At 64.4% G+C, this 23,225-nt stretch carries 20 protein-coding genes, 3 tRNA genes and 1 pseudogene; 8 read left to right on the top strand and 16 right to left on the bottom strand.

What is annotated here, in order from left to right; translation table 11 throughout:
- The first annotated feature begins 16 nt into the window (after positions 1 to 16).
- Positions 17 to 1,783, top strand: a complete 1,767-nt coding sequence (gene olsF, locus AC26AR_RS15565; protein WP_488107304.1) for a bifunctional ornithine lipid synthase OlsF — start codon at positions 17 to 19, stop codon at positions 1,781 to 1,783.
- 15 nt (positions 1,784 to 1,798) lie between these two features.
- Here olsF and AC26AR_RS15560 read toward each other — a convergent pair whose 3' ends face one another.
- Positions 1,799 to 2,353 (bottom strand): LOG family protein, encoded by a 555-nt coding sequence (locus AC26AR_RS15560; protein ID WP_488107303.1) that lies wholly within the window; start codon positions 2,351 to 2,353, stop codon positions 1,799 to 1,801.
- A gap of 300 nt (positions 2,354 to 2,653) precedes the next feature.
- On the opposite strand from AC26AR_RS15560, the gene AC26AR_RS15555 reads away from it, so the two are divergent.
- Positions 2,654 to 3,994 (top strand): sodium-dependent transporter, encoded by a 1,341-nt coding sequence (locus AC26AR_RS15555; protein WP_488107302.1) that lies wholly within the window; start codon positions 2,654 to 2,656, stop codon positions 3,992 to 3,994.
- Positions 3,995 to 4,114: 120 nt separating this feature from the next.
- Here AC26AR_RS15555 and AC26AR_RS15550 read toward each other — a convergent pair whose 3' ends face one another.
- From AC26AR_RS15550 to AC26AR_RS15510, 9 genes and pseudogenes are all read right to left on the bottom strand, one after another.
- A complete protein-coding gene (locus tag AC26AR_RS15550; protein ID WP_077373551.1) occupies positions 4,115 to 4,642 on the bottom strand; it encodes a DUF501 domain-containing protein in 528 nt (175 codons plus the stop codon).
- Entirely contained in the window at positions 4,620 to 4,949 is a 330-nt protein-coding gene (locus tag AC26AR_RS15545) for a hypothetical protein (RefSeq protein ID WP_488107301.1), read from the bottom strand. The genes AC26AR_RS15550 and AC26AR_RS15545 overlap by 23 nt, the downstream gene beginning before the upstream one ends.
- A 57-nt stretch (positions 4,950 to 5,006) precedes the next feature.
- Positions 5,007 to 5,486 carry an aminoacyl-tRNA deacylase gene (locus AC26AR_RS15540; protein WP_488107300.1) on the bottom strand — a complete coding sequence of 160 codons (480 nt, stop codon included), beginning with the start codon at positions 5,484 to 5,486 and terminating at the stop codon, positions 5,007 to 5,009.
- 95 nt (positions 5,487 to 5,581) lie between these two features.
- Positions 5,582 to 5,971: pseudogene (locus tag AC26AR_RS15535) on the bottom strand (acyl-CoA thioesterase); the annotation flags it as partial.
- A 48-nt stretch (positions 5,972 to 6,019) separates the two neighbouring features.
- Positions 6,020 to 6,841: a hypothetical protein gene (locus AC26AR_RS15530; RefSeq protein WP_488107299.1), complete on the bottom strand. Its 822-nt coding sequence runs from the start codon at positions 6,839 to 6,841 to the stop codon at positions 6,020 to 6,022.
- Complete coding sequence (locus AC26AR_RS15525) at positions 6,841 to 7,860, bottom strand: zinc-binding dehydrogenase (protein WP_205700551.1); 1,020 nt, start codon at positions 7,858 to 7,860, stop codon at positions 6,841 to 6,843. The genes AC26AR_RS15530 and AC26AR_RS15525 overlap by 1 nt, the downstream gene beginning before the upstream one ends.
- 216 nt (positions 7,861 to 8,076) lie before the next feature.
- Positions 8,077 to 9,618, bottom strand: a complete 1,542-nt coding sequence (locus tag AC26AR_RS15520; RefSeq protein ID WP_077373566.1) for an alanine/glycine:cation symporter family protein — start codon at positions 9,616 to 9,618, stop codon at positions 8,077 to 8,079.
- Between the two features lie 67 nt (positions 9,619 to 9,685).
- Positions 9,686 to 10,123, bottom strand: a complete 438-nt coding sequence (locus AC26AR_RS15515) for a universal stress protein (RefSeq protein WP_077373569.1) — start codon at positions 10,121 to 10,123, stop codon at positions 9,686 to 9,688.
- Between the two features lie 399 nt (positions 10,124 to 10,522).
- Positions 10,523 to 10,948 carry a hypothetical protein gene (locus AC26AR_RS15510; protein WP_077373572.1) on the bottom strand — a complete coding sequence of 142 codons (426 nt, stop codon included), beginning with the start codon at positions 10,946 to 10,948 and terminating at the stop codon, positions 10,523 to 10,525.
- Positions 10,949 to 11,069: 121 nt separating this feature from the next.
- On the opposite strand from AC26AR_RS15510, the gene AC26AR_RS15505 reads away from it, so the two are divergent.
- A complete protein-coding gene (locus AC26AR_RS15505) occupies positions 11,070 to 12,233 on the top strand; it encodes a MalY/PatB family protein (protein ID WP_488107298.1) in 1,164 nt (387 codons plus the stop codon).
- A gap of 517 nt (positions 12,234 to 12,750) precedes the next feature.
- On the opposite strand, the gene AC26AR_RS15500 is transcribed toward AC26AR_RS15505, so the two are convergent.
- From AC26AR_RS15500 to AC26AR_RS15480, 5 genes are all read right to left on the bottom strand, one after another.
- Entirely contained in the window at positions 12,751 to 13,716 is a 966-nt protein-coding gene (locus tag AC26AR_RS15500; protein WP_488107297.1) for a tetratricopeptide repeat protein, read from the bottom strand.
- 120 nt (positions 13,717 to 13,836) lie between these two features.
- Positions 13,837 to 14,316 (bottom strand): EVE domain-containing protein, encoded by a 480-nt coding sequence (locus AC26AR_RS15495; protein WP_488107296.1) that lies wholly within the window; start codon positions 14,314 to 14,316, stop codon positions 13,837 to 13,839.
- Between the two features lie 158 nt (positions 14,317 to 14,474).
- Positions 14,475 to 14,551 (bottom strand) — tRNA-Met (locus AC26AR_RS15490).
- A 43-nt stretch (positions 14,552 to 14,594) separates the two neighbouring features.
- A tRNA-Met gene (locus AC26AR_RS15485) sits at positions 14,595 to 14,671 on the bottom strand.
- A 42-nt stretch (positions 14,672 to 14,713) separates the two neighbouring features.
- Positions 14,714 to 14,790: transfer RNA gene (locus AC26AR_RS15480), tRNA-Met, on the bottom strand.
- Positions 14,791 to 15,159: 369 nt separating this feature from the next.
- Here AC26AR_RS15480 and phbB point away from each other — a divergent pair.
- Positions 15,160 to 15,906, top strand: coding sequence for an acetoacetyl-CoA reductase (gene phbB, locus AC26AR_RS15475; protein WP_077373584.1), 747 nt, complete (start codon positions 15,160 to 15,162; stop codon positions 15,904 to 15,906).
- Between the two features lie 250 nt (positions 15,907 to 16,156).
- Here the strand turns inward: phbB and AC26AR_RS15470 are convergent, their stop codons facing one another.
- Positions 16,157 to 18,979: a DUF349 domain-containing protein gene (locus AC26AR_RS15470; RefSeq protein ID WP_488107295.1), complete on the bottom strand. Its 2,823-nt coding sequence runs from the start codon at positions 18,977 to 18,979 to the stop codon at positions 16,157 to 16,159.
- A gap of 605 nt (positions 18,980 to 19,584) precedes the next feature.
- On the opposite strand from AC26AR_RS15470, the gene minC reads away from it, so the two are divergent.
- The 4 genes from minC to sbcB all read left to right on the top strand — a co-directional run bounded on the left by minC (position 19,585) and on the right by sbcB (position 23,111).
- Positions 19,585 to 20,367: a septum site-determining protein MinC gene (gene minC, locus AC26AR_RS15465; protein ID WP_191237736.1), complete on the top strand. Its 783-nt coding sequence runs from the start codon at positions 19,585 to 19,587 to the stop codon at positions 20,365 to 20,367.
- A gap of 83 nt (positions 20,368 to 20,450) precedes the next feature.
- On the top strand, positions 20,451 to 21,269 hold the full coding sequence (gene minD, locus AC26AR_RS15460; RefSeq protein ID WP_077373593.1) for a septum site-determining protein MinD: 819 nt from the start codon (positions 20,451 to 20,453) through the stop codon (positions 21,267 to 21,269).
- The gene (minE, locus tag AC26AR_RS15455) at positions 21,266 to 21,526 is read left to right on the top strand and encodes a cell division topological specificity factor MinE (RefSeq protein ID WP_043336475.1); all 261 of its coding nucleotides are present in this window, start codon (positions 21,266 to 21,268) and stop codon (positions 21,524 to 21,526) included. Before minD ends, minE begins: the two co-directional genes overlap by 4 nt.
- A 109-nt stretch (positions 21,527 to 21,635) precedes the next feature.
- Positions 21,636 to 23,111 (top strand): exodeoxyribonuclease I, encoded by a 1,476-nt coding sequence (gene sbcB, locus AC26AR_RS15450; protein ID WP_077373596.1) that lies wholly within the window; start codon positions 21,636 to 21,638, stop codon positions 23,109 to 23,111.
- Positions 23,112 to 23,225 lie beyond the last annotated feature (114 nt).

The raw sequence follows: 23,225 nt of genomic DNA, 5'->3' as shown, positions 1-23,225 counted from the left end.
GCGCAAAGGAGTGAGCATGATCGATACCGCCCGTGTCATCGCCGCCAAGTATCCCGCCTTTGCCAGGCGCCACCCTCTGATTCGTCGCCCGGCGCTGGCGCTGCTGCGGCGTCTGGTTCACGAGAGCGAGATCAATGCCTTCCTCGCCGAGTATGCCGGTCTGCGCGGTTTCGACTTCATCGACCGTGTGCTCGATCACTTCTCCTTCGCCTACTCCGTCTCCTCGCGGGAGCGCGAGAACATCCCTGCCTACGGGCGAGTGGTGATCGTCGCCAACCACCCGCTGGGCTCGCTGGACGGCCTCGCGCTGCTCAAGCTGGTCGGCGAAGTGCGCCGTGACGTGAAGATCGTCGCCAACGACATCCTGATGAAGGTCGAGCCGCTGGCGCCCTTGCTGCTGCCGCTGGACAACCTCAGTCGCCGTGGGTATCGCAGGAGCAGCACCCAGATCTGCGAGGCACTGATGAATGAAGAGGCCGTCATCATCTTCCCGGCCGGAGAGGTCTCGCGCGCAGGGCCGACCGGGCCGCGTGACGGCAAGTGGCTGTCGGGCTTCCTGCATTTCGCGCGCAAGACCAACGCGCCGGTACTGCCGATTCACGTCAGTGGTCGCAACTCGACGCTCTTCTACACCCTGTCATCGATCAACCGTGGCCTCGGCACGCCGCTGCTGGCCCACGAGATGTTTCGCCAGCGCGAACGTCAGCTCAAGCTGCGCATCGGGGAACTGATTCCGCTGGCGCGTCTCGACAGTGATGCCCTGAGCACCAATGCCAAGACACGCCTGCTGCGCAAGCATCTCTATCGCATCGGACGCGGCAAGCGCGGGCTGTTCGTGACCGAGAAGGCCATCGGTCATCCGGAGGAGCGCCAGGCGCTGCGTGAGGAACTGACGCCGTGTGAGCTGCTGGGTGAGACCCGCGACGGCAAGAAGATCTACCTGTTCGATGCCTTTCCCGGTTCCAGCGTGATGCGCGAGATCGGTCGGCTGCGCGAGTTGAGCTTCCGCCGCGTCGGCGAAGGGACGGGAGAGCGTCGTGACATCGACCGTTACGACGCGCATTACCGTCATCTGGTGCTGTGGGATGACGCCGATCTCGAGATCGCCGGGGCCTATCGCATCGGTGAGGTGGGCAAGATCATGGCGGCGCATGGCGAGAAGGGGCTCTACAGTCCGACCCTGTTCCGCTTCACGCCGGAGATGTTCGCGCATATGCAGGAGGGCCTGGAGCTGGGGCGCAGCTTCGTGCAGCCACGCTATTGGGGGCGCCGCAGTCTTGATTACCTGTGGCAGGGGCTGGGTGCCTATCTGCGCCGTCACCCCGAGATTCGCTGGCTGTTCGGCCCGGTCACGCTCTCCAACAGCTACCCGGAGGCTGCTCGGGCGTTGATCGTCAGCTATTACCGCCACTACTACGGGGATGAGGAGGGGCTGGCACGTGCACGGGCACCGGTCGCGCAGAGTGCACCGGGCAGTGCCGCCCATGAGGCGGAGCGTCTGTTCGATGGTCAGGATGCCGAGGGTGATTTCCGTCGCCTGCGCGCCCAGCTGGACGCGATGGGCGTGACGGTGCCGACCCTCTACAAGCAGTACGCCGAGGTCACCGAGCCCGGCGGCACTCGCTTCCTCGACTTCAGTGTCGATGCCGATTTCGGCTACTGCATCGATGGGCTGGTGATGGTCGATATCCGGCGCATCACTGCCAGCAAGCGCAGTCGCTATCTCGGGGAGCCGGCCTGTCGCGATCAGGCCGGTGCACGACACCCCGTCATGGAGGCTTGACCCATGCTGCTTGCTTCAGGCCTGCTCGCCTGACGAGGGGGCCAGGCGGTCAAGCAGGGGAGTGATCTCGCGTTCGCTGATCAGACGGGCGCGAGTATCCGCGTCGAGGAAGCCCGCCTCGACGGTGCGATCCAGAAATTCCAGCAGCGGCGCGTAGAAGCCGTCACTGTCGAGGACGGCGATCGGCTTGGCGTGAAAGCGCAGGTATTGCCAGGTCCAGGTCTCGAACAGCTCCTCCAGCGTGCCGATCCCGCCCGGCAGGGTCACGAAACCATCCGCCAGCGCGGCCATCTGCGCCTTGCGCTCATGCATGTCCGCCACTTCGATCAGCCGAGTCAGCCCGGTGTGTGCCTTCTCGTTGCGCAACAGCGCCTGCGGGATCACGCCGACCACCTCACCGCCTGCGGCCAGCGCGGCATCTGCCAAAGCGCCCATCAGTCCGGCACGTGCTCCTCCATAGACCAGTCCCCAGCCACGTTCGGCGATCGCGGTCCCCAGTGCCTCGGCCTGCTGGCGGTGATGCGGGGAGGCCCCCTCGCGGGAACCCAGATAGATACAGATGCGATGCATGTTGCTCTCCTGAAAGTGTGTTGTGGCACGCAAGGTCGAGTGCCACGCCAGAATGTCGTGGTCTCCATCCTACCCGAGTTGTGCGGCGGGGCCATGACGCCTTGGCGCAACCTTGCCTTGCAGAGTGAGAGAGCATGCTCGGCGTGGTACCTGCATTCACGGGCCTGCTCTGCTACCCTTGCCGCCCCCGCAGGCGACGGCTGGCGGGCGCTGACGCCCATGAGCCTTTTCATCGGGGTGCACTCCAACATGACGCGACGTCCTGACGGCGGGCGCGGGACAACAAGGCAGGAGAGACAGATGGCGCAGGTGCGCGGACGCTTCGCCAGTCGGCTGGGCTTCTTGATGGCCGCCGCTGGTTCGGCAGTAGGGCTTGGCAACGTCTGGGGCTTTCCGTCCCAGACCGCCAACAACGGAGGCGGGGCCTTCGTGGTGATGTATCTGGTGCTGGCCTTCCTGCTGGCGTGGCCGGCGTTGATGGCCGAGCTGGTCATCGGGCGGCATGGTCAGGCCAATATCGTCACCAGCATGAGTCTGGGGCGCGGCATCACCAAGCGCTTCGGCGCGCTGGCGGGCTGGGCGGGCATGCTGACCGCCAGCCTGATCCTGGCCTTCTACGCCATCGTCGCGGGCTGGCTGCTGGGCTATACCGCCGCGCCGGTCAGCGCGGCGCTGGGCATGTCGTCCGCCGCCAGCTGGCTGACCACCTTCGACTTCACGCGCAATGTCTCGCTGACGGCGGTCTTCCTCGCCCTGACCATGGCGATCGTGGTCGGTGGCGTGCGCGGCGGGATCGAGAAGTGGTCCACACGTCTGATGCCGCTGCTGCTGGCCCTGCTGGTGGGGTTGATCGGCTACGTGCTGACCCTGCCGGGCGCCGATGAAGGCCTGAGTGTCTATCTCACCCCGCAGTGGGATCGCATCTTCGATGCTGACCTGATGCTGAGCGCGATGGGCCAGGCATTCTTCTCGCTGTCGCTCGGCGTGGGGGCAATGCTGATCTACGGCTCCTATCTGGGGCCGGAGCAGAACCTGCCGCGTCTCGGCGTGCTGGTGACGCTGATCGACGTCGGCATCGCCTTCCTGGCCGGCCTGCTGGTGATTCCGGCCATGTATGCCGCGCGTCATCTGGGCGTCGAGATCTTCGATGCCGACGGCCTGCTCAAGAGCTCCGACACGCTGCTGTTCGATACGTTGCCCGCGCTGTTCGGACAGATGGGTGGCGCGGGAGACGTCTTGATGGTGGCGTTCTTCGCGCTGATGAGCGTGGCGGGCATCACCTCCTCCATCTCGATGCTGGAAGTGCCGGTATCCTACGTGGTCGAGCGTGGCTGGCTGGGACGGCGTGCCGCCACCCTGGCCGTCGGGGCCGCCATCATGGCCATCAGTCTGACCATCGCCGCCAACTTCGGGGCGCTGTTCGGTCTGGTGATCATGTTGACCACCCAGTACAGCCAGCCACTGGTCGCGCTGGTGATGTGTCTGCTGGTCGGCTGGGCAATGTCGCGCCATGCGCTGCTCAAGGAGATCCAGAGCGGGGCGCCGGACATCGAGTCCAGCCTGTTCTGGAAGATCTGGCCGTGGTACGTGCGCCTGATCTGCCCGCTGTGCATCGCCTTGGTGTTCGCGCACTCGCTGTAAGCCGAAACGCCCCCTGCACGACGCAAGAAGCCCGCCAATTGGCGGGCTTCTTCGTCTTGTGCCTCCTGGCCGACGGCCTCTGCTCGAGGGACTGAGTGTCGGCTAGATCGCAGGCAGGGCTCAGGGCAGCTCGGATAGCACGTCGTAGTTGGCATCGACCCAGTGCCCGATGGCATTGCCCTCGGCATAGGCGAGATGCTGGGCGTACTGGGTGTGCAGGCAGCGCACCTGATTCCAGTCGCGGATGCCGCCGACGCCACGCTCACGCATCAGCTCAGCGAAGCCCTGGGACTCGATGGCGCTGCGCTCGGCCTCGCTCATGAAGCTCCAGCGCTCGGCGACATAGGCTTCATGACTGGCACGATAGCGCGCCAGCAGTTCCTCGTCGGTCTTGAGGCTCTCTTCCAGCTCCTTGATCACGCCTTCGGCCTCGATGCGTGACAGCGAGATCTTGAGGCGCTCGTCGCACAGCCAGTAGAGGGTCGGGAAGGGCTTGCCATCCACCAGCGAATGCATGCGCAGCACCAGCGGGGTGCCCTCGCCATCGGTGGCGGCCACGGCCTGGATGCCGCGCGGCTTGCGCCCGAGCTGGCGCTCGATGATCTCGAGCTCACGCGCGTCGGGACTATGATTGGTCAGGATCACCATGCTTGCAGTCAGGCTCCAGCACACACTTGTTGGACCGGGAGACGGCCCGGAAGAACGCCTGGTTGAGCTGCTGGGGGCTCGGCACATAGCCATGCCACTCGCGCTCGCAGTAGTCACTGCCGCGCGCCATCAGCTCCGGGGCCAGACGATTGAACCAGTCATCATAATCGTAGGGGTCAAGGCCCGGCAAGCTGATGTGCGGGTAGTCGGCGAAGCGCTCGCCGAACCACTGCTCCAGCGAGGCCTCGACCTGCGCATGCAGCTCGGTCATGTCCGGATAGATCCACTTGCTGTAGCGAATGCCCATCGGGCCTCCTCGCTGGCGTGGCGGCAGGGAGCGTCAGGGTGACAGGTGGCGAGAGCCTCAGTCCTCACGCGCCAGCGGCGCGAACTGCCCATTGCCCAGTTCACACAGTAGCGCGGGAGCGAGACCGATCTCCAGTCCTCGGCGTCCACCGCTGATGAACATCTCCTTCACCCCCTCGGCGCTGTCGTCCACCCACAGCGGCAGCCGCTTCTTCTGGCCCAGTGGACTGATGCCGCCGACCACATAGCCGGTGGCGCGCTCGGCGGCCTCGTGGGGGGCCAGGGCTGCCTTGCGGGCATGGCAGGCACGCGCCAGGGCCTTGAGGTTCAGCGTGCCGGTGACGGGCACCACGGCAACCACCAGCGACTGGCGAGCACTGCTGCCTTCCAGCTGACAGACGAGTGTCTTGAAGACCCGTGCCGGCTCAAGCCCCAGCGCCTGGGCAGCCTCTTCGCCATACGCAGGCGCCCGAGGGTCATGGGCATATTCCAGGGTACGGTGAGGCTTGCCCTTGAGCAGCTTGAGCGCGGGTGTCATGCCGGTACGCTCCCGGCGGGCGCCGTGCTGTGCGTGCCGAGCGCGCGGGCCTTCTCGCGCAGGGCAGCGAGATCCAGCTCGGCGCTGTCAGTGTGTTCGTGCAGGTGGGAGAGCAGGGTCGTGCGCAGCTCGCCTTCGATGCGCTGCGATTGCTTGGCGTGATGATCGAACTGCACCAGCACGCAGTGGCCACGCGCCCCGCAGATACCGCGCTGCCAGGCTTCCTGGGTCACGGTGAAGGAGCTGCCGCCAAGCCGCGACAGCCAGGTGCGAATCTCGACATCCTGGCCGTATTGCAGCTCGGCGAGAAAGTCGACCTCGATGCGCGCCATGATCAGCGGCCATTTGCGCGGGTCGAGATCCGGCACGAAGACGCGGAACAGGTCATTGCGCGCCCACTCGAACCAGGCCGGCAGGCGCGTGTTGTTGATATGTCCGAGGGCATCGGTATCGAAGAAGGCCGGCTCCAGCGTCTTGAAGTACATGTCATCGCTCCTGTGCGTCCTTGCGGGCTTTTCAGCCTATCAGGAAGCTCAGACGCTGGCTGTACGCCGTGCGGCTAGTCGTCGTTGCAGCGGTGTGAACACGCCCAGCCATGCCGTCGCGATCACGAACCCCAGCAGGGTGCCCGCCGCGACCCCCATGCTCGGGTAGCTGAGCGAGACCACCAGTGAATAGCACAGCAGCGAACCAAGGCCCGCCGGGTAGTGCTTGATCACGGTGGCGACAGCGGCCGTCCCCTGAGTCAGATGCAGAATGATCAACAGCGGATACATGGTGACAGGGAAGGCCGCCACCAGCCCGGCCCAGGACGGTGGCAACAGATGGGCCAGCGCGGTGATGCCGAACACGATGCCGGCCGCGAGGCCCGCACGCGCCAGCAGCGAAGGCCACGAGAACGGGGTCTTGCGACTGCGGGTTTCCGGTACGTCGCGGTACAGGCGCATGCACAGCATGATGGCGATCAGCGTCACGATCACGCCGCTGACGCGGGTGAACTCGAACTGCGCCAGGATCACGCTGGCCGCCAGCCAGCCCAGCAGGCCACCCAGAGTACCGTTGATGACACCGCGCAGCCCCTCTGCACGCCCGCATAGCCAGTAGCCGACCCCCAGGGCGAGGGTCGAGGAGAATCCGGCCAGCGTGTAGATGGCACTCTCACCGGCGAATTCGGGGGAAATCTCGACCCCGATGAAGCCCAGCGTGATGGCCGTGCCGAGCGGATAGCCGGACAGCAGCCCGGCCATGCGCGTCGAGAGACGCTCCGCGATCAACGACAGGCCGATCACCACCGCGACCGAAATCAGCAGCTTGAGCAGCTGCAGGCCAAGCTCCCCATGCAGTACCGCTGTCATCAAGTGGCGTCCCAGAACTGGCGGCGCAGCAGGGAGATCTTGCCCAGTGCCTTGCCGGAGGCCTGATGTCGGTGTGCCTCGGCGACTTCACGGAAGTCGAACTGGCGCTCGTCCAGGCGCACCTTGAACTCGCCTTCCTCGACCAGTTCCACCAGCTTGCCCAGTGCCTGACGCTGCTGCTCGTGACCGATGCCGGCGCTGAGCGGTAGCAGGATCGACAGCACTTCCAGGCTGCGACTACCGGCATGCAGCGGCGAGAGATCTACCGTGGTGCGCGCATTGATGGTCACGATGCGCCCGCCCAGCCTGCTGGCGGCGAAGCTGGCGGCCAGGTTGTCACCCCCGACGCAATCGAAGACCAGATCAAAGCCCTGGCCAGCCGTCAGGCGCTCCACGTAGTCGGCCACCGCTTCCTCGCGGTAGCGAATGACGTGGTCCGCGCCACAGGCACGTGCCAGCTGCGCCTTGTCATCCGTGGAGACGGTCGTGGCGACTTCCGCACCGATGCATCGGGCGATCTGCAGTGCGACATGACCGACACCGCCGGCGCCGCCGTGAATCAGTACGCGTTGCCCCGCCTCCAGCTGGCCACGTTCCACCAGCGCCTGCCAGGCGGTGATGAACACTGCAGGCAATGCCGCGGCTTCCATGAAGCTCAGGCGGCGGGGCTTGCGGGTGATCAGACGCTCATCGGCGATCATGTAATCCGCCAGCGCCCCGGGGTGAGACGCGACACCCCCGGCAAATCCGAGCACTTCATCGCCCGGTGAGAAGGTCAGCACATCGTCTCCGACGGCATCGACGATGCCGGCGACATCACCATGCAGGATGCAGGGTTCGGGGGGGAGAAGGGCGACCTGCCCGCTGGCCAGCTTGAGATCGAGCGGGTTGACGCTGGAAGCGGCGACGCGAATGCGCACCTGTCCGGGGCCGGGTTCCGGCAGTGGGCATTGCGTGCATTCGAAGTCGGCATCCGGGCCGGGGTTGCGCAGCACCATGGCGTGCATGGAAGCGAGCATGAGACGTCCTCGTTGAAACGAATTCCGGCCAGTTCGGCCAGTGAGCGCCACACCCTACCCATTGCGCTGCGCCGCGGCAATGCGACTTGGGTGGTTTCCGCCGTCCTGGTGACGGAATTGCATGATCGACAACGAAAAAGCCCCTGCCGAAGGGCAGAGGCTTTGGGTCATGCGGCGGGTGACGACTGCGTCAGACCCGCCTGAGAGGGAGAGGTGTCACGCGTTCTGGCGCTTGGTCTCCTTGTCGATCGGGGCGATCTCGCCGGACTTCAGCTTGGCGAGGTACTGGCTCAGCTCGCGCTTCACGACCGGCATCAGGTAGTAGAGACCGATGATGTTGGCGATGGACATGGCGAAGATCATGGCGTCGGAGAAGTCGATGACCGGACCGAGGCTCATGGAGGAGCCGATGACCACGAAGGCGAGGAAGATCAGCTTGTAGACGATCTCGGCACCCTTGCTCTCACCGAACAGGTAGGTCCAGGCTTTCAGGCCGTAGTAGGACCAGGACAGCATGGTGGAGAAGGCGAACATCAGCACCGCCAGCGCCAGCACATACGGGAACCACGGGAAGGCGGTCTCGAAGGCGTAGGACGTCAGCTGGACGCCGCCGAGGCCTTCGACCTGATAGGCGCCGGTGATGACGATGACCAGTGCGGTCATGGTGCAGATGACGACGGTATCGATGAACGGTTCGAGCAGCGCGACGATGCCTTCGGTGGCCGGCTGGGAAGTCTTCACGGCAGAGTGGGCGATGGCGGCGGAGCCGATACCGGCTTCATTGGAAAAGGCGGCGCGCTTGAAGCCCTGGATCAGTACGCCGACGATACCGCCGCCGACCGCGACCGGTGCGAAGGCACCTTCGATGATGGCGCCGAAGGCCGCCGGAATCGCGCTGAAGTTGAAGCCCAGAATGATGAGAGCCGCGATCACGTAGATGACCGCCATCATCGGCACCAGCTTCTCGGTGACGCGAGCGATGGACTTGATGCCGCCGATGATGACCATGCCGACGATGGCGGCCATCACGAGACCGAACAGCCAGCCGTAGCCGATCAGGAAGCTGGCATCACCGCCGGTGACGTTGACGGCCTGCTGATAGGACTGGTTGGCCTGGAACATGTTGCCGCCGCCGATGGAGCCGCCGATGGCGCAGATGGCGAAGAAGATCGCCAGGATCTTGCCAAGCCCGGCCTTGCCATTCTCCGCGAAGCCCTTGGACAGGTAGTACATCGGGCCGCCGGAGATGGAGCCATCGGCATTGACGTTGCGGTACTTCACGCCAAGGGTACATTCGCAGAACTTGGAGGCCATGCCGAGCAGGCCGGCCAGAATCATCCAGAAGGTCGCGCCCGGTCCCCCCAGCGAGACGGCGACCGCGACACCGGCGATGTTGCCCAGCCCGACCGTGCCGGAAAGCGCGGTGGCCAGTGCCTGGAAGTGGGACACCTCGCCTTCATCCTTCGGGTCGGTGTAGTCGCCCTTGACCAGACGCACGGCATGCCCGAACAGACGGAACTGCACGAAGCCGAAATAGAGCGTGAAGACGACGGCAGCGATGATCAGCCAGCCGACGATCAGCGGGAACTGGGTGCCTGCCACCGGCACGGAATAGAAGATGGTGGAGACGATCGGATTGACGATCGGCCCGACGATGTCACTGATGGCCTGATCCATGCCTTCGGCACGGGCAGAGCCTGCGGCCATGAGCGCTGCCATGGCAGCAGCCCAGGGGGCAAGGGAGCGGAATCGACTCATGAGAAGGGACCTCGGGAGCATGTTGTCATTGTTGTGGGATCAGTCTGCGGACGCCTGGCGTCATCCATCAGGGCACGACGGTGACGGGGACCGAGGCTTCCTGGATCAGATGCGCGGTCACGCTGCCGAAGATACGAGAGCGCATGCTCTCCCCCTTGCGACCGACGATGATCTGCTCGGCATTCACTTCCCGCGCCAGCAGGCTCAGGATCTCGGCGGCGTCACCGTGACGAACGCGGCCTTCCACCTGATACCCCTCCTTCTCGAGCTCCGTGATGGCAGGCGCGAGAACGCGCTCGCGTGCCAGCTTGATCTCGCTTTCACGGCGACTCGCACGCTGGGCGTTCTCTTCCGGCGTGTTGAAGCTGTAGGGCGACCATTCGACGACATAGCAGAGAATGATGCGGGTTTCGGGGCCGACCAGCGTCGCGACGCGCTTGGCGTGTGCGATGGCACTGTCGCCGCCCGGCGTTCCATCCAGTCCGACAATCAGGGAGGTGGTCATTGAGAGCTCTCCAGAAGCTTGCCGGTCACTGTGTCTCGGCGACTCGGCCAGCGGATTCTTGTTGAATTACCGTTCTTGGACGGTTGAAAGCACTTTACTCCTCGGCAGGTGCAGAAATCCCTGCGTTTATCATGCTTCATGAAACGGTGATTAAACGTAAAAGGGCGGCAGGAGGCGCCTGGGGAAGGAGTCAGGCAGACACGCAGGAGGAGGCATGTGGAGGAGAGTCGTGCCCACAGAGACGAGCCGTACCAGTCAGGCTGGCAACGAGGTTCGCCTGGAGTGCCCCACCACGCTTGTGGCCGGGTGGTGGGCGCCAGAGGTGGGGCGGGGGAAGGTGTCGTTGTCGTAGCGGGGAAGGGCATGCGCCCATGTGTCAAGGGACGACCGGGACAAGCGCTAGATCAGGCGCTGGTGGGTCAGATCCTTCCAGGCGCTTTCCATGGGCCAGGCCAGCGGCTTTCTGAGGTGGTCGGGCAGTGCCATGAGTGCGGCATCCGGACTTTCGTGCTCACGCATGCGTATCCAGCAGTACGCCCAGGCGCAGGCCTCGTCCTCATCCTGCGGCAGCGGGCGCACCGGCATCTGCATCAGCAGGAACAGGGCGGCCTTGGGAGCCCACAGTGGGGCGCCGCCGTCATGGGCCCAGCGTTCCAGCTGCTCGCCTTCCGGATTGCTCTCAGGCTGCCCCAGCTTCGCCACGCGGGCCGTATCGGCCAGCAATACCGCCAGGCGCTGGCTGTCGCCTCTTCCATGGGTCAGCCAGGCACGCAACAGGCCGGGGAGACCGCGTTGTGCTTGCGGGTAAAAGGTGTCTTCGGACATGCACAAAGCCTTATGCTGTAGTCATTCCACGGGGTTGTCCGCCTGTTGCCGGCGGTTCGAGCGGCAGGTGGTGCCTCATGTCTTCATGGCTCGCATGGGCCAGCACCGGGAGAGATTCTACATGGAGCACGATTTCATCACCCCCATTGACCGCAGTCAGTATCCCTCCCAGAAGTGGGAGCGCTACGGCGCGGATGTCCTGCCGCTGTGGATCGCCGACATGGACTTCAGCGCGCCGCCGGCCGTGACGCGTGCGCTGGCGGAGCGGGTTGCTCACCCGATCTACGGCTATGCCAAGCCCTCTCAGGGGCTCGACGACAGTCTGCGCGACTGGAGCCGTGAGCACTATGGCTGGGAGATACCACGTGAGGCCATCGTCTGGCTGCCCGGCGTGGTGCCGGCACTGCATCTCGCCAGCCTGGCATTGACGTCAGAAGGGGCGGGGGTCGTGACGACCACGCCGATCTACCCGCCCTTCCTGCAGGTCGCGCAGAAGACGGGGCGTATCGCGCAGATGGCGCCATTGGCGGAGCCTGCCGAGCCAGGTGGCCTGTGGCAGCTGGACCTCGAGGCACTGGAAGCCGCGATCACCCCCGAGACGGAGCTGCTGCTGTGGTGCCATCCACACAATCCTACCGGCCGTGTCTGGCGCGAGGAAGAGCTCGAGGCGCTGGCAGCACTGGTGGAGCGTCATGATCTGCTGGTGGTGTCCGACGAGCTGCATGCCGACCTAGTGGTGGACCCCGCATCGCGGCATATCCCGCTGGCCAGCCTCAATCCGCGCCTGGCGGCGCGCTGCGTGACACTGTGGGCGCCGTCCAAGACCTTCAACACGGCGGGGCTGACCTTTGCCTGTGCGGTGATCACCGATCCGGACCTGCGTCAGCGCTTCGTCGCCGCGACCCGTGGCCTGATGCCGGATATCAATGTATTGGGCATGGTGGCGACGGAAGCGGCGTGGCGTGAGGGAGAGCCGTGGCGTCAGGAGCTGCTGGAGGTGCTGCGCGGCAATCTCGATCTGCTCGAAGCGCATGTGGCCGGCTGGGAGCGCGTTCGCATGACGCGCCCTCAGGCGACCTATCTGGCCTGGCTGGACATGCGTGAGGCCGGCCTGGGCGATTCGCCTCAGCAGACATTGCTGGAGGAGTGCGGTGTCGCGCTTTCCGATGGGGCCGACTTCGGCTGGCCGGGGTTCGTGCGCCTGAACTACGCCACCACACGTCAGCAGCTTGAGCAGGCATTGCAGCGTCTCGATGAACGCCTGAAAGGTGCGCTGCAGGGGTAGTCAGATGTCTGATCTGGATCAAGCGCCGATGAGATGCTGGCAGGAAGTGGCGAGCGAAACCTTGAATTGAGAATCATTATCGATAACTCTGAGGGCAGGCCGTTCATCGTGAGCGGGCATCCTCAGGAGGGATGATGATGAGACATGAGCTGGCAGAGACATCTCGTTGGGCGCGAGCCGATGTTGAGTCGTCCGGCGTGATGGCATGTCGAGAATGGTGTTGCAGGGGCGGGAGTCTTCGGTTGGCCAGGGCGAAGGAGGCGGGGGTCATCACGCCCGCGCTGGAAGAGCTCCCGCCTGGCTGTCCGCTCAGCGCCCGCGAAGCGCGTGCGAGGCCATCACTGCTGAAAGGGTGGACGCGTCGGGGCGGCTGAATCCAGGGCTCATCCGCATCCTTTCCCACCCTGCTGCACGCACACGCTTCACGACATTCATCCGCTACCTGCGACAAGGGGCCCCGAGGACAGCTCACGTCCTCGGGGCCCCTTGTCGTGGGAAGGTGGTTGCCGTCTGCGACTCAGTACATCAGGGCGAACAGCTGGCGGCGGAAGCGCACGGTCAGCTCATGGGTCGCGCCGAGGGCATCGAACACGCGCAGCAGCGTCTTGCGGGCCAGATCATCCCCGTATTGGCGGTCGGTCTTCATCAGGCCGATCAGGGCATCGAGCGCCAGCTCGTAGTGGCCATCGGCAAGATCACGCATGGCGCGCTGGTAGCGGGCCTCGCTGTCATCCCGCTCGATCATGGCCTGGACCTCTTCCGGGCTCGGCGCCTCGGCGATGAAATCGATGCGTGCACGCACACCACGCGCCTTCGGGCCATCGCGGTCTTCCGGCTTGAGGGAGTCCAGCAGCTGGCGGGCCTCTTCGCCGTTGCCTTCGGCAACCAGGACCGAGGCGAGCTGGATGCGGTAGTCCGGTGTCTCGGGGGATTCCTGCGCCAGCTGCTGGTAAATCGCCTTGGCGGTCGCCAGATCGCCGGTTTCCAGTGCGCTGGCGGCCTGCTCGACGAGGCTGGGGCCGGCACCGGCAGCAGGCATCACCTTGTGCTGCTCGAGGAACTGGCGAATCTCGGCTTCCGGACGGGCGCCGGTGAAGTTGCCTGCCAGACCGCCCTGGATGACCAGCTTGACGTCGGGTACCGAGCGCACTCCCAGCTGGGCAGCGATGTCCTGCTGTTCCTCGGCGTTCAGCTTGGCGAGGATGAAGCCACCGGCATACTCACGGGCCAGCATCTCGAGAATCGGCGTCAGGACGCGACAATGCTCGCTCTGGGGAGACCAGCAGTCCAGCAGCACCGGTACCTGCTGCGAGGCCTCGAGGATCTGCTGCAGATTGCTCATGTCGACATCGATGATGTAGGTGTTGGCGTCTTCTGCCTGGCGGGGGGCGCTGGCAGCAGCTCCTCCTACCACGCCTTGCGGTTGGGCGGCGGTGGTGTCATTGCCGGTCAGTGGCTGGCCGGTATTGGGATCGATGATCATGATGCATGCCCCGGAAGTGTCTGCGATTCAAGGCTCGCACGCGAGCCGGCTGGCCTGATGATGCGGGCCGCGGCGGGCGAGTTCAAGATGTGCAGGGGTCATCTGGTGCGGGCGGGGGGCTCAAGGCTTGAGGTCGTCCCCGGCCAGGCGGGCGATGCATTGGATCTCGTCCTCGCTCAATGGCATGACGGAAAGGCGGGCACGGCGGACCAGGTGACTGTCGGCCAGCTCGGGCTTCTCCTTCAGGCGCGCGATGGGAAGTGCACTGCGCAGCGAACGCAGATAGCGCAGGTGCGGAGCGACCCAGCGCGGCGTCTTGCCGGCCTCGAGGTCCGCCATCTGGCGAGGGTCGAAGCCCTTGTGCTCGGGGTCGCTGGCTGTCGGGTCCGGCAGGGCGAGCTCGCTGACCACGGCCAGCCCGACCACTGCAGGTACCTTGCAGCTGGAGTGCTGGATGAGCACGACATCCCCGAGCTGCATCTCGCGCAGGAAGTTGCGCGCCTGATAGTTGCGCACGCCATCCCAGAGTGCCGGCGACTCGCGGCGCAGGTCTTCCAGCGAGAAGGCGTCGGGTTCGGTCTTGACCAGCCAGTGGCGCATGCAGGCACTCCTTCGAGACTGACGTGATGAGTGTGAAGGTGATGGGCGTGGAGAATGGGAGGAATGAGGTCCGGGCGCTGGCCTCGTCGATATCCTCGCACAGGAATGTCACGCATACGAAAAAGGCCTGATGCAGGGCATCAGGCCTTTCGAATTCTTGGTAGCGGGGACCGGATTTGAACCGATGACCTTCGGGTTATGAGCCCGACGAGCTACCAGACTGCTCCACCCCGCAACACTGGGTACTGCCTTTGCTCCAACTCTGACGCATCAGAGGTTGGTAGCGGGAACCGGATTTGAACCGATGACCTTCGGGTTATGAGCCCGACGAGCTACCAGACTGCTCCATCCCGCAACATCACGTTGTTTCCCAAGTGCCGAAACTGCTGGCGCTTGCTGGTAGCGGGGACCGGATTTGAACCGATGACCTTCGGGTTATGAGCCCGACGAGCTACCAGACTGCTCCACCCCGCATCAACGTGGGGCGTAGTATAAGGATATACAGTGCTGAGTCAACCGTTATCCCGTAATCAGCCGGAAGACTTTCCTGAGGCGGCCAGGCGATGGGGGGGAGCGAGGGTGATGGAATTGACCTCAATCAATGTGAGAGATCTGCTACATACTTTCCGTGGGAATCCTGTCCATACTGAGAGTGACACGCCTCGCGCAGGGCGGTGACAGTCTTCACCGAGCGCACGGTTGTCGCCATGCTGTCAGAGACGCCTGTCAGTGTTTGTCGTTACCGGAAGATCGCCAGCCAGTCGATGAGCGATCAACGGCGAAATGCCATGCTGTGCTCCCTTGCGGGCACAGGACGTTCCAGGAACAGGGAGAGACAATAACATGACGCAAACAGCACCCGTTGCATGGGTCACCGGTGGCACCGGTGGCATCGGTTCCGCCATCTGTCGTGAGCTGGCGAGCCAGGGGTACCAGGTGATTGCCGGTTACAGGAACAAGGAAAAGGCAGAAGGCTGGTTGCAGGAACAGCGTGCTGCCGGGTTCGAGAACATCGCGCTTTCCGGTATCGAGCTGGACAACTTCGAAGCCTGTCAGGCAGGCGTCAATGAAATTCGCGAGCGCTTCGGGCCGGTGGCCGTGCTCGTCAACTGCGCAGGGATCACGCGTGATACCTCCATGCGCAAGATGAGCTACGAGCAGTGGCGCGAAGTCATCAACTGCAACCTCGATAGCGTCTTCAATACCTGCCGTGCCGTCATCAATGACATGCTGGAGCACAAGTACGGCCGCATCGTGAACATTTCCTCCATCAACGGCCGCAAGGGCCAGTTCGGTCAGGTGAACTACTCGGCCGCCAAGGCGGGCATGCATGGTCTGACCATGGCGCTGGCACAGGAAACCGCGACCAAGGGCATCACCGTCAATACTCTGTCGCCGGGCTATATCGCCACCGACATGATCATGAAGATTCCGGAAGAGATTCGTGAATCCATCCGCGAGACGATTCCGGTCAAGCGTTATGGTCAGCCGGACGAGATCGCTCGCGCGGTGGCATTCCTCGCGGACGAGAAATCCGGTTTCATCACCGGTGCCAATCTGGACATCAATGGTGGCCAGTTCATGGGCTGATGTCCGTTCGTGCTCATGCGCCCCGGCGTCTCGCGACGTACCCGCAGGGTGGCAGAACCCGGCAGGGCGGAAGAGGCCATCAAGCGTACAAGAGGCCGCAGAGCGCACTCACAGGAACCAGGATCTGACAGGAGAGGGGCAAGCGCACTTTTCCTGTCGTGAAAACCACGAAGCCCCCGTCTCTCTCGAGACGGGGGCTTCGTCGTCGTAGGGTGCCGGTCAGCTGACTGTCTATGCCGACCCGACGCCGTCAGTGGTTGAACAGGGCATCGAAGCGCGGCAACTCGGCCTGCCAGGCTTCCCAGTCCAGCGGACCATTGGCCAGCAGCGCATCCAGCACCTCGTCGAGTTCCTCATCACGCTCAAGGCGCTCGCCCAGTTGCTGATTGATGCGGGCCACCTGAACGGTCAGGCGCCGCGATTCGTCTTCCGCACCCAGCGGCGCCTCGAACAGGATCGCCAGATGGACACGCAGCTCCGCGAGGCGCTCATTGGCGGCGTTGGCGCTGACCGGCTCGGCACGGCGCATCTGGTTGCGCGCGGCATTGGCCTGGCGGCTGGCATCGTCGAACGCCGATGACTCGGGGAGTTCGACATCCTCGATATTGCCCTGGCGTGCACTGGCATCGGCGACGGCATGTTGCTCCAGCAGGTCGCGCCACTGCTGCCATTCCTGGCGCAGCTGCTGGGCATGGAGTTCATCCAGGCGCTGTTCGCGACGCTTGAGAATGCCATTCCAGCGCCGACGCATGCCGTCACCGCGCTTGCCACGCGGCAGGGCACCCAGCGCGTCGGCTTCCTTGAGCGCGTCGTCCAGCTGGGCGGCGTCTTCCAGGGTCGTCGGTTCCCAGCTATCGAGGCGCTCGATCAGAGCCTGCCATTGTTCGAGGCGGACCTGCTCGCGCGTGTCACGCGCTTCACGGTCCTGATCACGTGCGGCGAAGATGCGGTCGCAGGCGGCGCGGAAGGCAGACCACAGGCGTTGCTCCTCGCCCTTGGGGGCACGGCCCAGTTCCCGCCAGCGAGTCTGCAGTGCCTTGGCCTGCTCGGCGCGCGCACGTGCCGGAGCGTCTTCATCGGCCAGCGCTTCGGCGGCGTCCACCAATGCCTGCTTGGCCGCGGCGATCTCGCCGGCGCGCTGGTCGATCAAGCCTTGCAGCGCGGTCAGCGCTTCACCGAAGCGATGCGACAGCTGGCGGCCCGGGCCTGCCGGTACCGGAGTGTGACGGCGCCACTCTTCGCGTGCGCGGTCGCGGATCTGGCGCAGGGCGTCCGGGTCCGCATCGCCCATGGCGTGTCCATTGAGCGATTCCAGCTGCTCACAGAGCGCCTCACGCATGGCAAGGTTGTGCTCGCGTGCCTGCTTGCGCGCTTCGCGGTAATCCTGCAGCTGTTGCTTGATGCTGTCCGAGGCGCTGCGGAAGGACTGGCTGGACTCACGGCTGGCAGCGGCATCGCCCAGGCTGCGCCACTGCTGAATCAGTTGCTGATGCTGGCGGTCGCGCTGCTCATCACTGAGGTCCTCGCGCTCGGCCAATGTGGTGATGGCTTCCAGCAGCTGTTCACGCTTGGGAGCGGCGACGAAGTTCTGCCAGTCACGCAGCTCCGCGACGCGAGCGCCCAATTGACGAAGGCGCGTCTGACGCTCGCTGTCGAGCTGGCCTTCGGTGCGGTCGCGCAGTGAACGATGCAGGCGACTGGCGGGCTTGAGCTTGCCGGCTTCCAGGTAGGTGTCCAGCTGATCCAGTTCGGCGCTGATGGCTTCCAGATCAAGCGTTCTGGGCTTGTCGCTGCTGTTCGTGGCGGGCTCATCGGTCGCGGCGGCCTCGTTGGCACTCTCTTCATCGGTCGTCGCCGGCGGTGCAGCTGCCTCCAGCGCCTGGCGCACGGCATGCAGCGTTCTGGTGAGCGGCAGCTCTGCTGGCCAGGCGATCTCGCGCTCGAGACGTGCCATCTGTTCCAGGTCATTGTCGACCAGCGCCGCGTCCATCTCGCCCTGGCACAGCTGATGGCGATACCAGGCATCGAGCGGGTCCTGCAGCTGTTGCTGCAGGCGCTGATGACGTTCGAGCAGTTCGGCCGGGGCCGAGAACTGGTCGGTCAGCTCGCGCCAGCGTTCGCCTTGCAGACGACGCTGAGCCTGAAGGCTGGCGAAGTCATGATCATTGACGCACTCGCGACTGAGGAGGTCCGCGCGCGCCTGGTGCAGGGCCGTGAGGATCTCTTCCAGGTGGGTGCTCAGGTTGGCACTCAGGCGTTCATGCTCACGGATGGCCTGTTCACGGGCTTCATGATCGCTGATGACCTTGTACGCCTGCAGACGCGCTTCCTCGAAACGCTGCTGGACGTCGTGGTCGGCGGCCGGCAGTCGCTCCCACTCGCGCAGCAGTGAGCGATAGCGTGATGGCACGCTGTCTTCCCAGGCCTGACGCGGCAGCTTCTCCATCTGGCGCAGCAGGTTGTCACGGCTGGCATTGAGAGCGTCTGCCTGCTGGGCATCCGCGCGGCGCTGGGCGAGCGTGTCGCGGGCCTGACGCTGGACGTGACGATCGCGTCTGGCGCCGCGCACCAGCTGCTCCAGCCCGTCCTGACTGGTGATGCGAGCGGCGGCGGCATGGCGCACCGCCGCGATGCTGTTGTGGCAGGCCTGATGGATCAGGGCGGCTTCATCGGTGAGACGTTCCAGCGCGACCAGACGCAACTGTTGATTGTCCCCGCGCGCCGCGATGGCGGCCAGCAGCTCATTGTCATCGAGGCGTGCGACCAGCTGTTCGCGATCCAGCAGGGAGGGGGCATCCTGACCACCGCTCAGCAGCTCGACGAGTCGCTCGCGTACCAGCCCGTCGGCCCGGTCCAGCAGCGGCAGCAGTCGCTCCGGTGTCGCCATGCGTGCCAGAGCGGCATGACGCACCTCAAGCGCAGGGTCCTCGAGAATCAGAGACTCGAGTATCTGGCGCTGATCCGGCGTTTCAGGGTCCAGCTGGGCCGCGGCAGCGGAGCGAATGGTCGGGTTGGCATGCTGCCAGCGAGGGGCGAACAGGCGGCCAGTGAGGCGGGAAAGCAGTCCGGTCATGAGAGAGCGGTTATCCAGGCAAAAAAATAGAGGGGCGCAACAGCGGCCAGTCACTCGGACAGGACCAGGACACTCGGGTCTGTCGGTGAACCGGGGTGACGGCGCATGAATTTCGTCACCCCGCTATCTTATCAGTCACGAGGCCATGTTGTGTGGTCTCACGCGCCCATCGGTGCAGGGAAACCGGGGGAGAGTGTCTGCCGAGCGCCTTCGCGCGGGATGAGTCAGGTCATCACGAGATGACTCTTTCGTGCGTCGTGGCCTCGCGACACCTGACAGTGTGGACTGCTGGCCGTATCATCAGTTGCAGCGCCGTGTCAGCTCACATAGCTTTGTTCAGCAGAGCGATGGTTCATGAAAGGCCATTCCTCGCTCGGGTGATACGTCATCACGAAGCTCGCTTCCTGCAGAAGTCGCACTGCGTCGCGGGGAGATGGGGCGTCCGGCCTCGGCGTTTCACCGCATGAGTCGTCGGGCAGGTACCTGCCTGCCGGGCAGATGGCCTTCTGCTTCGGGATGCCATCCCAGGGATGTCTCGAGCGTCACGAGCTTCTTTCACGAGTGTCGGAGGGTGTCACTTCCCTCACGCAACCCGGAGTCAGGTCATGAGTCTCAGTACGGACAGGGCCTCCCAGGCCTTCACCTTCAAAGGCGGCATGCTGCCGATGACGGTCATGGAACTGGTCAGTGGAGACCCGGAGCAGATCCGTGCCCAACTGGTCAGCAAACTCAGCCAGTCCCCCGCCTTCTTTCAGCACACGCCGGTGGTGTTGAGCGTCGAGAAGCTCGACGAGCCGCACCTGGCGCTGGAGCGTATCTGCGCCGTGTGTCGCGGCCACAAGCTGTTGCCGGTGGCGGTGCGCGGTGGTGGCGACCCGGTGCGCCAGTCTGCCTGGGCATTGGGTCTCGGGTGGTTCCCGCCCCAGGAAAATCGCGGCCGGACGCTGGAGTCCGTGCCGCCGGTCACGACTGTCGAGCCTGAGGCGAAAGCGACTCCCGCCGACGAGCCACAGGCGACTGTCGCGGACGAAAAAGCCGCGGTTGTTGAGGTGCCGGCCCATGCCAGCAAGGTTTACCGTGGTACCGTGCGCTCAGGGCAGCAGGTCAGCGCGCCAGAGGGTGATCTGGTGATCATCGGTGCCGTGAATGCTGGTGCCGAGATTCTGGCCGCCGGCAGCGTGCACATCTATGGCGCCCTTCGCGGCCGGGCGCTGGCCGGCATCCATGGCGATCGCAACGCCAGCATCTACTGCAAGGAACTGCATGCCGAGCTGCTTTCGGTAGCGGGAACCTACAAGCGCCTGGACGACATCGACAATCGTCTGCTGGGTGCCAGTGTCGAAGTCGTGCTCGAACACGACCAGCTTTGTATCGCACGCCTCGGTTGAGTGATGCCGGCGTGCCTCGAACGATATCCAATATTTACCGGTGATCCCCGTTTCACGGGGGACTCTCAGCAAGGAAGATACCTTTGGCCAAGATTATCGTAGTGACGTCAGGCAAGGGCGGAGTCGGCAAGACGACCAGCGCCGCCGCCATTGCCACCGGACTGGCTCTGCGCGGCAACAAGACCGTCGTGATCGATTTCGATGTGGGTCTGCGCAACCTGGATCTGATCATGGGTTGCGAGCGGCGCGTGGTCTACGACCTCGTCAACGTCATCCAGGGCGAGGCCAATCTCAAGCAGGCGCTGATCCGCGACAAGCGCATCGACAACCTGCATATCCTTCCGGCCTCCCAGACCCGTGACAAGGATGCGCTGACGCTGGAAGGCGTCGAGAAGGTGCTCGAAAGCCTGCGGGAAGAATTCGACTACGTCATCTGTGACTCCCCGGCCGGTATCGAGCGCGGTGCCCAGCTGGCGATGTACTTCGCGGATGAAGCGGTGGTGGTCACCAACCCGGAAGTCAGCTCGGTGCGCGATTCCGATCGCATCATCGGTCTGCTGTCTTCCAAGACACGCCGTGCCGAGAACGGCGATTCTCCGGTGCGCGAACACCTGCTGATCACCCGCTACCATCCGGCGCGCGTGACCGGGGGTGACATGCTGAATCTGACGGACATCCAGGAAATCCTGTCGATCCCGCTGATCGGCCTGATTCCCGAGTCGGAGGCCGTGCTGCGCGCCTCCAACCAGGGGGTGCCGGTGACCCACGACCAGAAGAGCGATGCTGGTCAGGCCTATGTGGACTGCGTTTCCCGCCTGTTGGGCGAGGAAGTCCAGCTGCGCTTCCATGAAGTCGAGAAGCGCGGTCTGCTGGCCAGAATGTTTGGAGGGGGGCGCAAGTGAAATTACTGGATTTTCTGAAGCGAGAGCGCAAGAAGACGGCCAATGTCGCCAAGGAGCGGCTGCAGATCATCGTGGCTCACCAGCGCAGTCAGCGTGACCAGCCGGATTACATGCCGATGCTGGAGCGTGAGCTGCTGGAGGTGATTCGCAAGTACGTTCAGGTCGATCAGGATGCCATCAACATCTCGCTGGACCGCGAGGATGATTGTTCGGTGCTCGAGCTGAACGTCACTCTGCCGCGCCCCGGCGAGGCATGAGCAGACTCGACAACCGCTGATTCGTACGACTTTCCTGCCAGAACATCGCCCCCCTCGGGCGCGGTGTTCTGGCATGTGCATTTTCTGACCGTCCGCGTGGAGATTTCCTGTGGCAGAGCCCACCTTCCTGTGGCACGACTACGAGACCTTCGGCGCCGACCCGCGCCGCGATCGTCCATCGCAGTTTGCCGCCATTCGTACTGATGCGGAGCTCAACGAGATCGGTGAGCCGCTGACGCTCTTCTGCAAGCCCGCTGACGACTTCCTGCCTCATCCGATGGCGTGCCTGATCACGGGGATCACGCCCCAGCAGGCCGAGCGTCGCGGCCTGCCGGAGGCCGAGTTCGCCGGGCGCATCAACGACGAGATGAGCGTGCCGGGCACCTGCTCGGTGGGCTACAACAGCCTGCGTTTCGATGATGAAGTCAGCCGTCACCTGTTCTATCGCAACTTCCTCGACCCCTACGGGCGTGAGTGGCAGAACGGCAATTCGCGCTGGGACCTGATCGATGTGGTGCGCGCCTTCCATGCGCTGCGCCCCGAGGGGATCGAGTGGCCGCGGCGCGAGGACGGAGCCCCCAGCTTCCGTCTGGAAGATTTGACGGCCGCCAATGGCATCGAGCATGCCGGCGCGCACGATGCCCTGGTCGATGTGCGGGCCACCATCGCCCTGGCGCGTCTGCTCAAGTCACGCAATGCCCGGCTTTTCGAGTATCTGCTCAAGCTGCGCAACAAGCGTCATGTCGCCAGCCTGCTGGACATCGGTGCGCGCAAGCCGATGCTGCACATCTCACGTCGCTATCCGGCCTCGCGAGCATGCGGTGCGCTGGTGGTGCCGCTGGCGGAGCACCCCTCCAATGCCAATGGCGTCATCGTCTATGACCTGTCGGTGGACCCGGCACCGCTGATGGATCTCACTCCCGAGGAGATTCGGGCGCGGGTGTTCGCCAGTGCGGATGACCTGGCGGAAGGTGAGGAGCGCATCCCCCTCAAGGTCATTCATCTCAACAAGAGCCCGGTGCTGATGCCGGCGACGGCGCTCAAGGATGTCTCCGGCCCTCACCAGGGGGAATACGGCGAGATCGTCGCGCGCCTCAAGCTCGACCCTGCACGATGTCGTGAGCACTGGAAGTGGCTCAAGGACAATGCGGGGGTCGGCGTGAAGGTCGCCCAGGTGTTTGCCGAGACGCCGCCGGCCGGCCCGGCTGACCCGGACCTGATGCTCTATTCGGGAGGCTTCTTCTCGCCCGCGGACCGCAAGGAGATGGAGCGCGTGCGTGCCTCTCACCCCGAGGCACTGGATGACACGCCCTTCGCCTTCCAGGATGGGCGGCTCGAGGAGATGCTGTTCCGCTACCGCGCACGCAGCTACGGCTACACGCTTGATTCAGCCGAGCGGGAGCGCTGGGAGCAGTGGCGCTGGGAGCGCATGAATGACGAGCAGGTCGCCAGCCTGACCGTGAAGGGCTTCGTCAGCGAGATCCAGCGTCTGGCCCAGAACGAGCAGGATCCGGCGCGCGTGCAGATTCTGGAAGAACTGGCGATGTATGTGGAAGGCATCATGCCGCCACAGGCCTTTGGCTGATTCTCGAAATTCTCGCAGCCACAACGACACGACCCCGGCGAATTCGCCGGGGTCGTGTCGTTCATCTCTCGGAAAAAACTGACGCTCCACTCGTCTCTGATCTGCCCTTCACTT

Source organism: Cobetia sp. PS-4MA, assembly GCF_057670765.1.
This window is presented reverse-complemented; position numbering and strand designations above follow the sequence as displayed.